Genomic DNA, 14,759 nt, shown 5'->3' with positions numbered 1-14,759 from the left:
CGGGACAGATTTGGCAGAAGCGACAAGACTAGAGTTGTCCGCCTGGTTGAAGCTTGAAAGGCGTGACTACTAGATCGATATTTTTTTGCGGAATGCGGCTCTAACTTCCGGATTATCAATATGGAGTGCCAGTTTTTCGCACAGCTGACCATAGTCATCTGTTCTTCGTAATTCATTTTTGATCAGGATGCGCCCGACGGGACCGATAAATTGGACAAACAATTGTTCAAGTCTGGCGACTCGGTCTTCGTTAATCGTTTTCTCCTCAGAACCGATCAAATGGATCTCGGGTTGAGTATCTTTTTCAATCATTTTGCTTTTGCTTTTTGTCGAACTTACCCCTCCATCCCGAAAGGGAGCTGTATTGGAAGCAGCCTGTCGCCCCGAGGTCGACATAAAAGACTGCTTCAAAATCGGGTCAGTAATGCTTTGGCTTACGATTTCACGCAAATCTTCAAAAGATTTTGCTCTGGCAGAGGCTTTCTTGACCAATACCAGTGCCAGCGGACCGATCAGCCGACACAATTCGGTTTCCAGCATTTCAATGTCTTTGACATCGATGGGTTTTAAGGCCCCCTTTTCCGATTTGGACAACGCAATGGTTTTGTCAAACGGATCGGTTTCCTCGGCGCCCGAAATCACTTCATACAAATCGTGCGCGCGATCATGCTTGTCACGATGCTCGCCCAAATGACGAAAATGTTTAGCCGCATTATCTGTCAGGCATGACACCACGTCATAGAATGCACGCGAGACGACCAATTGATTGTTTTCGGCAAAACTCATGACCCGTTGAGCCACATTGATTCCGTCACCAATCAGATTATTCCGGTTGTTCAAATCGTTAAGCACCCGTATCGGCCCGATATGCAATCCCATGCGCACCTGCAAACGCTGCTGCGCCAATAGCAGCCCCTGTATCTCTTCTGCGGCATGCAGGACTTCTTCGGGATCGCCCATAAAACAGATTGCAGCGCCATCGCCCGTATCGAGCGTGATGCGGGAATCTTGCGGGATGTGAGACAGTTTTGTGGCGATGATTTGGTTGAATTCCGATTTCAGAGAAAACTGCTCGTCTACAGAACATTTAGAGTAAGCAACGATATCGAGAAACATCAAGGAACAAATAAAGTTGCGTCGACTATTTGCTTCATTCTGAAAACCGGTGTTGAATTTGATGTTCTGGTTTATGTGCAGATTCAGATGGGTTCTATTGGCATCCGCGGCAGCTGTTCCTGATTCAATCGATGCATTATTGAGCCGCGCTCTAAAGTCGGAGATGGTTTGTGGTCTCAAGGCTTCATCCGGTTCGAGGGCCGAGTCGATCGCAGCCAGAAAAGCGGCTGCAAAAAGATTATGTCGATCAATGTCGACGGCAGGGACCATCGCGTGATTCTTTAGACGAGCGGCAGCATCCGTGGGCTTCTCGCCGCCGATCATCCAGTACATGACCGCAGCCAAAGAATATATATCCGTCCAGGGCCCCTGATTGCCATGCGAATGGTATTGCTCGAAAGGGGCAAAGCCCGGACTGAATATTGCCGTCAGGTCCCGGCCGGAGTGCACCTGCCTAGCGGCTCCGAAGTCGAGCAAAACGGGGGTTCCATCGTGACGGATATATATGTTGTCCGGCTTGATATCCCTGTGGAGGAAATTTCCTTTGTGTATCAGCTCGAGCCCGTCAAGCAGCGGATTTACGACGGCGAGAAGGTCGTTTGGTTCAATGGGATGGTGTGCCGGCATCCATTGTTTCAGGGATTCGCCCGATTCATACTCCATCACAATATAGGCTGTTCCGTACGACTTGAAGTAGCGCAGCACCCGAACGATATTGGGGTGACGAAAATTGGCCAAGGCTCTTGCCTCTTCAATGAATCTTTCAAGTCCCCACTGGAATAATTCAGATGATTTTTCGCTGTTGGGCGTGACATGAAACTCGCCATCCCGGACCGCAAGATCAACGGGCATGTATTCCTTGATGGCGACCTCCAGATTAAGATTCGTATCTTTAGCCAGATAAGTGATGCCGAACGCGCCACCCCCGAGGGTCTTTTGAATCAGGTATTCATGGATATTGTGATGCTCCGGAAGAGCCAGCACATTGGCAGATTCGCCACTTGGTTTATTCATCCCTTGTTCTATCTGCCCCATATTTGAGAAATGATGCCAAAAATCATTCTTCAATCATCTGTATGGCTTTTTCAAGGCTGCGGCGCATACGGTTGAACGAACTCGACAGAACCGCCATTTCATCCTTGCCCGATTCGGATAGCTCGGGTTCGCCGAACTCGCCATTGCTGATCTTGTCCGCCGAGCGTGATATGTGGCGAATCGGATTGATGATGAGATAACTGATCATCAGATTCAAGATGATAAAAATCACAATGAAGACTGCAAATAAAGAAGCTATAAAAGTTTCAAATGTCTTCTTGGCCTTCTTCATGGGAACATCCATTGGAACAGTCACAACCTGGGCACCCACTATGTCATTCAGTTGCCAGCCAAACCCGTTGGCTGTCCCATAGATCTTAACCATGCTTGGCGGTGAAGACTCGGCAGACGTATGGCACTGAAGGCAGGCAGGATTGGTGATTCTGATCGGTTTGGCAATGTAAAGTTGGCGTCCCGTCGGAGTGTCCCTTTCGGCGACGATTTCCTTGACGTCATCGCGCTGGCGAAACTGGTTGACCATATCCGCCTCCCAATCGCTGGCTCTGTCGCGAAGATTGGTCGGGTTAAGCGTGGCTTCCTTATAACTAAAGTCCGGATATTTTTTCTTGAGCTCGATGAAAGTTTCAGTGGCAGCATATGCCGGAACTGTCTGTGGCATGAAAACCTGATCGAGCTGACCGATCAGCTTTGGCTGGATCTGTTCAACCGTATAGGTGCGCACAGAATAGGCGGATTCCATCATCAGTGAAGCATTTCTAAGCACCTCATCGCGTGCATTATCCTGCAACAGCTGAAATGAAATCGCGCCGGCAGTAGCGAACCCGACAATGAAAACGGCAATCAAAACGAAATTGAATTTAAATCGAATTCCCATGAAGCTCCCCAGTATCGAGTTTTATGTCGACTTAACCATCCCCATTAAGCCCTGCCAATATTAATACAAAAATATTTCTCACATATGCTATTCACCGCTTTGTCCCGAAGATAACGCCGCATGACTCTTTCCGGTAACAGGATGGTGTGTTATGGCTGCAGGAGTTTCAAATGACTTGAAAGATGACACAGCAAACATTGTCGGTGCAAGGCTTCGATGCGCCGCGGACCACACGTTTGGCGGAGTTTCATGCAACAAGCTATATCATTACAATAGCCTTGCTTATCGTGTCGGGATATTTGCATACATTTTATTAACGTTCTTTTTACACTACGCGCCATCGCGATGAAAATTCAAAAACCATCAGCCTCGGAGTGGGATTTGAATCCTTGTTTTTTATCAAGGGATAATTGGCGTTCCGACTGTATTCATCGTGAGATATTCATTCAGCGCCGGTCAAAACCGCTTTCGGGATCAAGCCGATCAGGGCTCGATATCACCTGCGACAATATGTCGCACCTTCGCCGGAAAATGAACTTCTATAATTCCCCGAGTGGGAAACCTCACTCAATCTATAAAATAAAAATAGGGGAATTCAGCATGCAACAATTTCGCGTGACCGAAAAAACAAAATCATCACATAAAATATTTCGTTCCATGGCTTTCCTTGGAGTTGCGCTCGTGCCCGCTCCGGTCTTTGCATGCGCTTGCGGATGCGGAATTTTTGATGTCGGCCTGCCAGGCTTGCCGGTATCCGGCATGAACGACCAGGTTTCTTTGCAATACGCGTACATGAATCAGAATCAGAACCACAGCGGCTCAAGCAATGCGGCAGGCGCACTCAACCCGGACCAGCAGATAAAAACCGAATACTACAATCTTTACGGGCAGCATATGTTCAACAGGGATTGGGGAATCATGGCCATGGTGCCTTTTTGGCAAAGATCTTTCACCACCGACACCAATGGCACGCCGGGTATCACCGATGCGGCTGCAGGTGTGACACCCGGCATTCAAAACGCGAATGTCCGCAGACTTTCCGATATCCGCGTGATGGGAATGTACACCGGGTTTGATGCCGACATGTCCAGCGGGCTCACCTTCGGCTTGAAATTGCCGACAGGTACCACTACCGCATCGCCTTTGCTGGATCGCGATACAGAGCCGGGAACCGGGACCACTGACTTACTGCTCGGCGGCTACAAAATGGGGTATCTCGGCAAGGCGTTTGGCTGGTTTTCACAGGGAACTTATCGGCACGCGCTGAACACCTACCAGACATACAAGCCCGGAGACAGTCTCAATATCACGGCAGGGGTGACCTATAACGGTTTAACGGGTGCCACCAAGCTGATTCCCATGCTGCAAATCAGCGCCCAGTGGCGAGGAAGCGACCAAGGCGGGGGAGACGCCATTTACGGTAACGTGAATAGCGGCTACAAGAATTTGTACATCGCACCTGGTGTGATGGTGAACTTGACCAGACACTTGCAGGCCAACGCTTCAATTTATATTCCGGCATACCGATTTTCTAACGGTAACCAGTTGGTGCCTCAGTGGCTGGGCAATGCAGGCATGACCTACATGTTCTGACCGACGTGATCACTTCAACTCTCTCCAGTTGATACCGATCTAAGCCGTGACGGTGAATGTGAGACAAACTTTCGGACAAAACCTCAATCGGACGGTAATGACGCAAATGAACGCGCAATCAAAACGGGGATCTCCAGCTAAATATAAAGGAGTGCTGCTTGCGCTCTTTCTTTCGCTGTGTACGGTCCACATTGCCCTGGCAAATGATTGGAGCTTGAAGGACAAGGACGGAACGCACTACAAACTCTCCGAGTTGAAGGGCAAATGGGTGCTGGTCAATTTCTGGGCACCATGGTGCGAGCCTTGCCTGCAGGAAATGCCGGGCCTTGATACCTTGCAGAAACAGCACAAGGACTTGCTGGTGATCGGAGTTGCAGTAATGTACCGGAAAAACCAGGAGGTCATGGATGCGGTTAGGTCAACGTCTGTTTCTTATCCTATCGTCCTGGGCAACGAGGACATTGCCAGCGATTTCGGCGAAATGAAAGGGATGCCCACCAGCTTCCTCTATTCTCCTTCCGGCAGACTCATCGGCCACCATGACGGCCCCCTGACGCAAGCCGATATCGAACAGGCGATAGCACAAAAACCCGGCTCGGCAGAATTATTCACTCATTGACCGTCGCGCACCACCGGCAATAACGCGATCTCACTTCACTTCGTCGAACATGACCTCCAGCCGCAACGCTAGCTGCGGACTGGGCCGGAACTCCCTTTCGCGCGGAAAATGCAGCTGCGGGCTCAAATCCAGGAACATCCATTTTCGATGCAATCGATAGCGATATTGCATCAGGACGACATAGTCCACGACCTGCGTTACCGGCTGGCTTACGCCGATCGCACTTGCCTGGTACATCACGGCGGTGCGTTCGTCCAGGGTATCAAATACCGACAAGTCCTGCCGCAGGTCGAAGTTTTGCGTGTTCTTGAGCCAGTTGGCAACGCTGGTGGCACGAAACAGGATGCTCTCGCTGAAGGTGTGCTCGATATCCAGCTGCGTTGTCTCGCCGACACCGATGGTGTTGAACCAGAAGGTGGTCTCCGCCAGCTTCGCGTGCCATTGTTCGAGCGGAGACCCTTCCCAACTGCCGCGCGCGCGCGCAAAAGGGGTCGTGCCCAATCCCTGAAATTTGAGTCCGCCGTCCGCGCTCAAGTGCCAATGCTCGGCTTCCTGCTGCATGAACCGCAACGCCGCACCGAAACTCTGCTGTTGCGATGCAGGCTGGTTCGGTTGCTGCGGCTGCTGCAATATCTGCGTCGGGTCGACGACGGCGTTCTTGTCGGGGTTCGTTTCCACCAACAAGTGCAGTTTCCGTTCCGCAATGGGTAGATGCACGTTGGCCATGAACGACAACATCGATTGTTGCTGGGGGTTGTATCCCGCCACCCGATTGACGTTCAGCAGGAATGTGCTGTCGTTGGTCTCCTGATAATGGCGGTCATCACCAAAAAAGCGGTCAATGTGGCTGACCAGCCCAACAAGCTCGTCCGACAGATAGTTACGCGGTGTATCCAGCACATTCGGGGAATCTTCTGCGACCACAGGCGGGGCGGGCGGCCCCACCATCTCAGGCGCAGGCCCTACAATCTCAGGCATCGGCCCTACCAACTCGGGTACGGGACCCACCAACTCCGGCATCTGGCCAGCCATCTCTTCGCCAAACGCTATCGGTGAAGCCCATAGTGCGGCGGCCAATAAAATGCACGCCAAAGTAATTGAAATTCGTGCAGGCAGGAAAGTCATGCGCCTCAGGCAGGAAATACCCCGGTGGAAAGATAACGGTCACCGCGATCGCAGACGATGAATACGATGGTTGCGTTCGTCACCTGTTGCGAGATGCGCAGTGCCACGCTCAACGCACCACCGGACGAAATGCCGCAAAAGATACCTTCTTCACGCGCCAGGCGGCGTGTCATCTCTTCTGCATCCCGCTGCCCGACGTACTCCAGTTTGTCCACGTTTTGCGGGCTGTATATCCTGGGCAGATAGGCTTCCGGCCATTTGCGGATACCGGGAATCTGCGCGCCTTCTTCCGGCTGCGCGCCGACGATCTGGATGCCGGGATTTTTTTCCTTGAAGAATCGCGAGCAACCCATGATGGTACCGGTCGTACCCATGCTGCTCACGAAATGCGTAATGCCGCCCTGCGTGTCGCGCCATATCTCCGGCGCGGTTCCTTCGTAATGCGCCAGCGGATTGTCCGGGTTGGCGAACTGGTCGAGGATGATGCCCTTGCCTTCATCGCGAAGCTTCTCCGCCGTGTCGCGCGCCATTTCCATGCTGCCCGCCTTCGGCGTAAGCACCAGTTCCGCGCCGAACGCGCGCATGGTCTGGCGTCGCTCCACGCTCTGATTTTCCGGCATCACCAGGATCATTTTGTAGCCGCGCATGGCCGCCGCCATCGCCAGCGCGATGCCGGTATTGCCGCTGGTTGCTTCAATCAGCGTATCGCCAGGTTTGATGTCGCCTCGCTCTTCGGCATGACGGATCATGGAAAGCGCCGGTCTGTCCTTAACCGAACCGGCCGGGTTGTTCCCTTCCAGTTTTGCGAGAACGATATTCGAGGTGTTGCCCGGAATGCGTTTGAGTTTGACCAGCGGCGTATTGCCAACATGGTCGTCCAGCGTCTTGTACATGTTCAGTCCTGAAAAAAAGGGCGCGCCAGCATGATAAATGCTGGCGCGCCCTTTTGCACTGCAATATCTGTCTAGATAGCGATGCCTGATGCGTCGAAAAGCCCCTCAAACAAAATTGAACTGAGATAGCGCTCTCCGGAATCGGGCAATATCACGACGATGGTCTTGCCTGCGTTCTCCGCCTTCCGGGCCAGACGCACAGCAACTGCCACAGCGGCACCGCTGGAGATGCCGGAAATGATGCCCTCTTCTCGCGCCAGGCGGCGCGCATACAGCACCGCGTCTTCATTGCTCACCTGTTCGATGTCATCCACGAGCGACAGATCCAGTGCGCCGGGCACAAAACCCGCGCCGATACCCTGTATCTTGTGCGGTCCGGGTTTGAACTCCTGACCCGCGCGCTTCTGCGTCAGAATCGGGCTGGCCGAAGGTTCCACCGCCACCGACCTGATTGCCTTGCCGCGCGTCTGCTTGATGTAACGCGACACGCCGGTGATGGTACCGCCCGTGCCGACACCCGAAATGAAAATATCGACCTTGCCGTCCGTGTCGTCCCATATCTCGGGGCCGGTCGTCGCTTCATGAATGGCCGGATTGGCCGGGTTCTCGAACTGCTGCAGCAGTACATACTTCGAATCGGAAGCCGCGATCTCTTTGGCTTTGGCAACCGCGCCGCTCATGCCTTTGGCACCTTCGGTCAATACCAGTTTCGCCCCATAGGCAACCAGCAGCTTGCGCCGCTCTATGCTCATGGTTTCCGGCATCGTCAGCGTAAGCGGGATTCCCCTCGCGGCGGCAACGAAAGCCAGCGCGATGCCGGTATTGCCGCTGGTGGGTTCCACAAGCTCTTTGCCTGGACCCAACAAGCCCCGCTTCTCGGCATCGTCGATCATGGCGACGCCGATACGATCCTTGACCGAGTACGCCGGATTGCGGCCCTCGATCTTGGCCAGAATGGTCGCGTTGGCGCCGTCGCTCACACGGTTCAGACGAATCAGCGGTGTATGTCCTATAGACAACGAGTTATCTGCAAAATTTTTCGTCATGATTTTTTGCCCGGGATGAATTTACGATGGGGCAAGTCTAACCAACCTCTGCCGTTTAATGAACTGGTCTGTTGTTATAAGCATAGAACCGGCTTCTCTATCGACTTAAACCTTGTCGTCGAAATGGTAAAAGTGGGTATTACTGCTGCGCATATCTGGCGACTTCGCACGCACCCGCTAGAGAAAACTTTCCACTGCGGCGTAAGGCATACCGAAAGAGTCGGCCACCGCGCGATAGCTTATCTTGCCATTGACGATATTCAATCCGCGGCGCAACGGGATGCTGTCGCGCAGCGCCTGCTGCCAGCCTTTCCCGGCCAGTTGCTGAAGATAGGGAAAAGTTGAATTGGTGAGCGCGAGAGTCGAAGTGCGGGGCACTCCGCCCGGCATGTTTGCCACGGCATAATGCACCACGCCGTCCACAATATAGATCGGATCATGATGTGTGGTCGGATGCGTCGTCTCGACGCATCCGCCCTGATCCACCGCCACATCCACGATGACCGAGCCTTCACGCATCGTTTTCAAGTCTTCGCGGCGTATCAGTTTCGGCGCCGCCGCTCCGGGGATGAGCACACCGCCGATGACCAGGTCGGCCGTGGCGATCTGCTCCAGCAGGTTGTGGCGATTCGAATACAGTGTCTGCACATTGGCCGGCAACACTTCGCTGAGATAACGCAGTCGCTCCAGCGACAAATCCAGAATGGTGACCTGGGCGCCGAGGCCGGCCGCCGTTCTTGCCGCGTTGCTGCCCACCACGCCGCCACCGATCACCACCACGTGCGCGGGCGGGACGCCGGGGACTCCGCCAAGAAGGACGCCGCGCCCGCCGTAGAACTTCTCCAGATATTTGGCCCCTTCCTGTACCGCCATGCATCCGGCCACTTCCGACATCGGCGTGAGCAAGGGCAGCTCGCCCGTGCTCAACTGCACCGTTTCGTATGCGATGCAGGTCGCACCGGAGTCGAGATGTGCCTGTGTCAGTTCGCGATCTGCCGCGAAATGAAAATAGGCGAATATCGTTTGTCCCGCGCGGATGTGCTGCCATTCCGCACGTACAGGTTCCTTTACCTTGACGACGATATCCGCCACCGCCCAGACAGCCGCGGCATCGGCGACGACATGCGCCCCTGCGGCCAAATACTGCTCGTCACTAAAGGAGCTGCCCAGTCCGGCACCGCTCTCGACATGGACAGAATGTCCTTCCGCCACCAGCGCGGCAGCGCCGGCCGGTACCAGTGCGACCCGGTACTCATCCGGCTTTACTTCCTTGGGAACACCGATATTCATAATCGCCTTCCTATACAGTCAGATTGCCGGGCTCCAGAAAACCGCCCGCCCGGAACGTCAGCACCAGCGTATCACGATGCCCGCCTTCGCCCATCGGCTGGATGGGCGTGGATTCATGAATGACGCGCTGATCATCCAGCAGCAGCAGCGTCCATTTCTCGCTCAACGTAAAGCGCTGCCCATGGCGTCCATTGAATTCGAAGATGCGGCTCTCACCGCCGCGAATGTTCTCGCGCCCCGCAAACAGGATGGCCACAAAATCCGTGCCGTCGCGATGTGCGCCCTCAGGTGTCGGCCGTCCGATGCCATTGCTGGTGTCGATGCGAAACTGGTGCAACTCCACATGCCAGGGATGTTCGCCTTTGACAGCGGTGCAGACTTCCGCGATAGCCAGCAACAATTTTGAAATCACCGGTTGCGACACAAAGCCTGGCTTTACCGGCTCGAACATGCGCAGCATACCGCCGTGCAGCGCGTTGTATTCCATCGGCTGGTAATGCGCCCGATGCGCGACTTGCTTTATATCACCGCCGTTCACGATGAAACTGGAATGCCTGCGGCGACGATAACGCCCGCCGTCCTTGAGGAAATTATCGGGCGGCAGATCGTCCCAGTCCATTTTCAGGTCATCCAGCGCCGACAACGGAAAGTTCAGAAAAGTCGCCAGACCTGACGGACTCAATACACCAAAGCCGTGGCTTTTCACGGCATCCGCAAGATGGGAGGGATCGGTATAGGCAGGCGCGAGATTGGCGATAGTCATGGCAATTGATCAGGTCAGGATTAATTCCGATTCTACTTCAATGCGGCATCTCCCCGTTTGAAAGACGACAGAGAAGATTAATGCCGAACCCCGCTTAAAAGAATGCATGCATTCCGACTCCCGTGCTGGAACGGTGCTTGCACGCAGGCACTCACATTCCTCCTTGTCCAGGCCGTGAAACTGCTTCCGAAAATGAATTTTAATTAATGCATTTCAATTACGCGATCATGCTTAAATGCCCCGTAAGCATGAAATTGTTTTTTCCAATTGGAAAGAAATTCCAAAATGAATGATTAACGGCTTCACCCGGCCACACGATCAGTAATGCAATGAACTAGTCCAGAAAAGCAAAATGAATACACCGCCAACAATGCACCTCCTCGAATTGCCAGTGTGTGTTGCTACGTCGGCACTGCATATATCTTTCTGTCTGGAGGCAAATCATGACACGACTGAGAATCTCTTTGGACGCCGCGCGCATCATTGCCTTGACGGCCGCAATCGGTTTTGTCGACGGGAATTTTAAAATTGAAGACAATATTTTATTCAGGAACAGGATTGCGCTCGTAACGGCAACGGAACAAATCACTTCCAAACCTGCCCGGCATCACGGCAAGCTTGAGTTGATGCCGGGCAGCACTGCCTACCTGATTGAAATCAGGCATGGCGACGCCATCAGGGAAGTGCTGATTGATACAGATACCGGACGCGTACTTTTGTCATGAGCGATTCTTTAACAGTAATACCAAATAACGGGAGCACCGTGAAAAATCTTGTGGCGATTGCACTGCTGTCAGTATTGATGACCTGCCCGGCCACCGCGGATGAATTTGGAGACGACTTTGACGGCTCCCCGGTTTCAACCGACCTTTCGGGAAAGTTTTATATTGGAGTTGATATCGCATCCGCTACATTTAGCGGCTCGATTTATCCCAGCACCTCCGGTCTTCGCATTGTGGGAGGGTACAACATCAGTTCGATGTTCGCAGTTGAAGCAGGCTATGCAATGCTGTCCAGTTCGAGCAATAGCTGCGACTATGGAGGATGCGGCTACGGGGGTTACGGATATGGCTACGGATATGGGTACGGATACGGCTACGGGTATCCGCCAGTGTTGGCATCATATTCATTTGATACAAACTCATTACAACTTGCTGCCGTGGGGTCTTATCCAATCAACGATGCAGCCTCCGTTTCCCTCAAGCTCGGAGTGGATAGAAATTCGATGAACTACTCTTCAACGGACAATTCCGGCAACCCTTTGCCCACAATAAGCGGCTCCAAGAACAACCGGATGTACGGTATCGGCGGTCAGTACGACGTGGGAAATGGAATTGTCATACGTATGCAGTATGAAGATCTGGGAGAGCTCGTTCCCGGCATTAGCATGAGGATGATTTCCCTGGGTGGAGTTTACAACTTCTGAGCTTGTCCGCCATTTGAGCGGGGCCAAAAAGTCGCGGCATCCGGTTGTGCAATCTGCGTCAGGCCAATACTCGTCCGGCATCAAACCGCTGCAGACACTGTCGCGCAAACATCTCTGCAATTGCCTGCAAAATGAATTTTTATTAATTACGTAGTCACACGGTAATGCTTATATTACTCACGTGTGTCGCTCGCAGTCCGGAATTGATTCGAACTCTGGCATGACTTGGCCCGGTCAGATCCTGGTTCACCAATTGGCTGTTGAGCGACACCTTGCAAAACTCATTCACCGGTACAAGGCAACATTAATTCCGGCATTTATGCGCTTATCCTTAATGGAGGCAACCATGGCTGAAAATATAAAGCACAGCGCACCGCAGCACGAATTCCTCGGTTTCGACAAGCAATCATTGCGGCATTCCCTCGTCAACAGACTCACCTACGCCGTTGGAAAAGAGCCTCTCAACGCTTCGGTACGCGACTGGTTTCACGCTGTTGCATTTGCCGCACGCGACCGTTTGATAGAGCATTGCATGGAGACCCAGCGCAGGTACTATCGTGATGATGTCAAGCGGGTCTATTACCTCTCAATGGAATTCCTGACCGGGAGGATGCTTGCCAATAGTTTGCTCAACATGGGGTTTTTCGACAATTGCCGTGACGTAATGCTTGAACTGGGTGTGGATTTCGATGCCGTTCGCGAGATCGAGGAAGATGCGGCCCTCGGCAACGGCGGCCTGGGACGTCTGGCAGCCTGCTTCCTTGATTCGCTGGCCACACTCGGCATACCCAGTTACGGGTACGGCATCCGCTACGAATACGGCATGTTCCACCAGGATATCGAAAACGGATCCCAGGTCGAACGCCCGGACAACTGGCTGCGGTATGGGAATCCGTGGGAATTCCCCCGCCCGGACCTGCTTTACAAGGTCAATTTTTACGGTCATGTCATTCATTGCAAAGACGATGACGGTGCCTACCGCCACCATTGGATGGACACCACGGAAGTGATGGCGATGGCCTATGACACGCCTGTTCCCGGCTTCGGCAACAACACGGTCAACAACATGCGTCTGTGGTCGGCCAAGGCGACGCGCGATTTTGACCTGCGCTATTTCAACAATGGCGACTATATCAAGGCTGTCGGGGATAAAAGCGAATCGGAGAGTCTGTCCAAGGTGCTCTATCCGGACGACACGACCGCGATGGGGAAGGAACTCAGACTCAAGCAGCAGTATTTTTTCGTTACCGCCTCTCTGCAGGACATCATTTTCCGCTTTCAGAAATATCACAAGGATTTTGATCTTCTGCCGGACAAGGCAGCCATCCAGTTGAACGACACTCATCCTTCCATTTCCATCCCAGAACTCATGCGCCTGTTGATGGACATTCATCATCTGGACTGGGACAAGGCATGGAACATCACGGTGCGCACTTTTTCCTACACCAACCATACGCTGATGCCGGAAGCGCTGGAAACCTGGCCTTTGGCGATGTTTGAAAGAGTGCTGCCACGCCATATGCAGATCATTTATGAAATCAACCACCGATTCCTGCACGATGTGATGCACCGGAATCCGGGTGACGTTGAATTGTTGCGGCGCATCTCAATCATAGACGAAGATATGGGTAAGCGAGTCAGAATGGCGCATCTGGCCATCGTTGGCAGTCACAAGGTGAATGGCGTGGCACAGATCCATACCGAACTCATGAAAAATACCACCTTCGCCGATTTCGAAAAAATCTACCCGGGCAAGATCATCAATATCACGAACGGCATCACTCCCCGCCGCTGGATCAACCAGGCTAACCCGGCGTTGTCCGCCCTGATAACCCAGCACATCGGGGAGGGATGGAAAACCGGGCTGGAGGAATTGGAAAGGCTGGTACCGCTCGCGGAGAACGAAGCCTTTAAGCAGGCATTCATGTCCGTCAAGCAAACCAACAAGGTCAAGCTTTCGGCCTATATCCGCGACCACCTGAAAATCGAGGTTAATCCCGACTCCCTGTTCGACGTGCAAATCAAGCGTATCCATGAATACAAACGCCAATTGCTCAACCTGCTGCATGTCGTCACCCGGTACAACCGCATCCGTGCCGGAAAGACTGAAGGCCTTGTGCCGCGCACCGTCATCTTCAGCGGCAAAGCCGCGCCGGGTTATGCCACAGCCAAGCTCATCATCAAACTGATCAACGACGTGGCCGACTTCGTCAACAACGATCCCGCCATGCATGATTTGCTGAAAGTGGTATTCATCCCCAACTATAACGTTGCAATCGCAACAGACATCATTCCCGCCACCGACTTATCCGAGCAGATATCGACTGCGGGAACGGAAGCCTCCGGCACCGGCAACATGAAAATGGCACTCAACGGGGCGCTCACCATCGGCACCATGGATGGCGCCAATGTCGAGATCGGGGCTGAAGTCGGGTGGGATAACATCTTCATCTTCGGGCTGAACATCGGGGAAGCTGCCAACCTGCAACGGCACGGCTACAACCCTTGGGATTACTACCACGCCAACAGCGAACTGCAACAGGCACTGGATATGATCGGCTCTGGCTATTTCTCGCCCGAAGAACCGGGACGCTTCCGCAAAATTGTGGACGATCTCACACAGGGAGGTGACCGCTTCCTGCTGCTGGCCGATTATGCCGCCTATATCGACTGCCAGCAAAAAGTCGATGCCCTTTACAACAGGCCGGACGAATGGGCACGCAAGGCAATCCTGAACGTTGCGCATATGGGAAAGTTCTCCAGCGACCGTAGCATCGGCGATTACGCCGAGAAAATCTGGCGCGTTGAACCGGCCCCAAAGGGACGAGCAACCCGGCAACAAGAGCATGTGCGCCTGGCATCGGAAAAGCATCTGACCATTGCTTATTGAAGGCATGCCTTCAACAACAACGGCATTGAAAACGAAGCGAGAGTTCTGTACCCCAATATTCCAGGAAT

General features: G+C 53.2%; 12 protein-coding genes. 5 read left to right on the top strand and 7 right to left on the bottom strand.

From position 1 onward, the window contains the following. Positions 1 to 69: 69 nt before the first annotated feature. Positions 70 to 2,184: a protein kinase domain-containing protein gene (locus QOY30_RS06485; RefSeq protein WP_283743814.1), complete on the bottom strand. Its 2,115-nt coding sequence runs from the start codon at positions 2,182 to 2,184 to the stop codon at positions 70 to 72. Continuing rightward, positions 2,174 to 3,046, bottom strand: a complete 873-nt coding sequence (locus tag QOY30_RS06480) for a Tll0287-like domain-containing protein (protein ID WP_283743813.1) — start codon at positions 3,044 to 3,046, stop codon at positions 2,174 to 2,176. Before QOY30_RS06480 ends, QOY30_RS06485 begins: the two co-directional genes overlap by 11 nt. Positions 3,047 to 3,391: 345 nt before the next feature. Between QOY30_RS06480 and QOY30_RS06475 the strand changes: the two genes are divergently transcribed. Both QOY30_RS06475 and QOY30_RS06470 read left to right on the top strand, forming a co-directional pair. Then, on the top strand, positions 3,392 to 4,639 hold the full coding sequence (locus QOY30_RS06475) for a hypothetical protein (protein WP_283743812.1): 1,248 nt from the start codon (positions 3,392 to 3,394) through the stop codon (positions 4,637 to 4,639). 106 nt (positions 4,640 to 4,745) lie between these two features. Then, a complete protein-coding gene (locus QOY30_RS06470) occupies positions 4,746 to 5,258 on the top strand; it encodes a TlpA family protein disulfide reductase (RefSeq protein ID WP_283743811.1) in 513 nt (170 codons plus the stop codon). A gap of 30 nt (positions 5,259 to 5,288) precedes the next feature. Here QOY30_RS06470 and QOY30_RS06465 read toward each other — a convergent pair whose 3' ends face one another. The 5 genes from QOY30_RS06465 to QOY30_RS06445 form a co-directional block, all read right to left on the bottom strand. Continuing rightward, the gene (locus QOY30_RS06465) at positions 5,289 to 6,290 is read right to left on the bottom strand and encodes a hypothetical protein (RefSeq protein ID WP_283743810.1); all 1,002 of its coding nucleotides are present in this window, start codon (positions 6,288 to 6,290) and stop codon (positions 5,289 to 5,291) included. 98 nt (positions 6,291 to 6,388) lie between these two features. Beyond that, positions 6,389 to 7,276 carry a cysteine synthase CysM gene (gene cysM / locus QOY30_RS06460; protein ID WP_283743809.1) on the bottom strand — a complete coding sequence of 296 codons (888 nt, stop codon included), beginning with the start codon at positions 7,274 to 7,276 and terminating at the stop codon, positions 6,389 to 6,391. A gap of 71 nt (positions 7,277 to 7,347) precedes the next feature. Beyond that, the gene (gene cysK, locus QOY30_RS06455) at positions 7,348 to 8,322 is read right to left on the bottom strand and encodes a cysteine synthase A (RefSeq protein ID WP_283743808.1); all 975 of its coding nucleotides are present in this window, start codon (positions 8,320 to 8,322) and stop codon (positions 7,348 to 7,350) included. 177 nt (positions 8,323 to 8,499) lie between these two features. After that, positions 8,500 to 9,612 (bottom strand): alanine dehydrogenase, encoded by a 1,113-nt coding sequence (gene ald / locus QOY30_RS06450; RefSeq protein ID WP_283743807.1) that lies wholly within the window; start codon positions 9,610 to 9,612, stop codon positions 8,500 to 8,502. A gap of 10 nt (positions 9,613 to 9,622) precedes the next feature. Continuing rightward, a complete protein-coding gene (locus QOY30_RS06445) occupies positions 9,623 to 10,375 on the bottom strand; it encodes a 2OG-Fe dioxygenase family protein (RefSeq protein ID WP_283743806.1) in 753 nt (250 codons plus the stop codon). A gap of 443 nt (positions 10,376 to 10,818) precedes the next feature. Here QOY30_RS06445 and QOY30_RS06440 point away from each other — a divergent pair, with 443 nt between their 5' ends. The 3 genes from QOY30_RS06440 (at position 10,819) to QOY30_RS06430 (ending at position 14,691) form a co-directional block, all read left to right on the top strand. Continuing rightward, entirely contained in the window at positions 10,819 to 11,100 is a 282-nt protein-coding gene (locus QOY30_RS06440) for a hypothetical protein (protein WP_283743805.1), read from the top strand. Further along, positions 11,097 to 11,801, top strand: a complete 705-nt coding sequence (locus QOY30_RS06435) for an outer membrane beta-barrel protein (RefSeq protein WP_283743804.1) — start codon at positions 11,097 to 11,099, stop codon at positions 11,799 to 11,801. Before QOY30_RS06440 ends, QOY30_RS06435 begins: the two co-directional genes overlap by 4 nt. A 346-nt stretch (positions 11,802 to 12,147) precedes the next feature. Then, positions 12,148 to 14,691, top strand: coding sequence for a glycogen/starch/alpha-glucan phosphorylase (locus QOY30_RS06430; protein ID WP_283743803.1), 2,544 nt, complete (start codon positions 12,148 to 12,150; stop codon positions 14,689 to 14,691). The last annotated feature ends 68 nt before the right edge of the window (positions 14,692 to 14,759 follow it).

It is taken from the genome of Sideroxydans sp. CL21 (genome assembly GCF_902459525.1).
In the GTDB taxonomy this organism is placed as follows: Bacteria; Pseudomonadota; Gammaproteobacteria; order Burkholderiales; family Gallionellaceae; genus Sideroxyarcus.
This window is presented reverse-complemented; position numbering and strand designations above follow the sequence as displayed.

What these genes read in the sequence shown, in the direction of transcription:
- QOY30_RS06475 (WP_283743812.1), top strand. Translation starts at nt 3,392, where the DNA reads ATGAAAATTCAAAAACCATCAGCCTCGGAGTGGGATTTGAATCCTTGT.
- QOY30_RS06445 (WP_283743806.1), bottom strand. Translation starts at nt 10,375, where the DNA reads ATGACTATCGCCAATCTCGCGCCTGCCTATACCGATCCCTCCCATCTT.
- QOY30_RS06440 (WP_283743805.1), top strand. Translation starts at nt 10,819, where the DNA reads ATGACACGACTGAGAATCTCTTTGGACGCCGCGCGCATCATTGCCTTG.
- QOY30_RS06470 (WP_283743811.1), top strand. Translation starts at nt 4,746, where the DNA reads ATGAACGCGCAATCAAAACGGGGATCTCCAGCTAAATATAAAGGAGTG.
- cysK (WP_283743808.1), bottom strand. Translation starts at nt 8,322, where the DNA reads ATGACGAAAAATTTTGCAGATAACTCGTTGTCTATAGGACATACACCG.
- cysM (WP_283743809.1), bottom strand. Translation starts at nt 7,276, where the DNA reads ATGTACAAGACGCTGGACGACCATGTTGGCAATACGCCGCTGGTCAAA.
- QOY30_RS06430 (WP_283743803.1), top strand. Translation starts at nt 12,148, where the DNA reads ATGGCTGAAAATATAAAGCACAGCGCACCGCAGCACGAATTCCTCGGT.
- ald (WP_283743807.1), bottom strand. Translation starts at nt 9,612, where the DNA reads ATGAATATCGGTGTTCCCAAGGAAGTAAAGCCGGATGAGTACCGGGTC.
- QOY30_RS06480 (WP_283743813.1), bottom strand. Translation starts at nt 3,046, where the DNA reads ATGGGAATTCGATTTAAATTCAATTTCGTTTTGATTGCCGTTTTCATT.
- QOY30_RS06465 (WP_283743810.1), bottom strand. Translation starts at nt 6,290, where the DNA reads ATGGCTGGCCAGATGCCGGAGTTGGTGGGTCCCGTACCCGAGTTGGTA.
- QOY30_RS06435 (WP_283743804.1), top strand. Translation starts at nt 11,097, where the DNA reads ATGAGCGATTCTTTAACAGTAATACCAAATAACGGGAGCACCGTGAAA.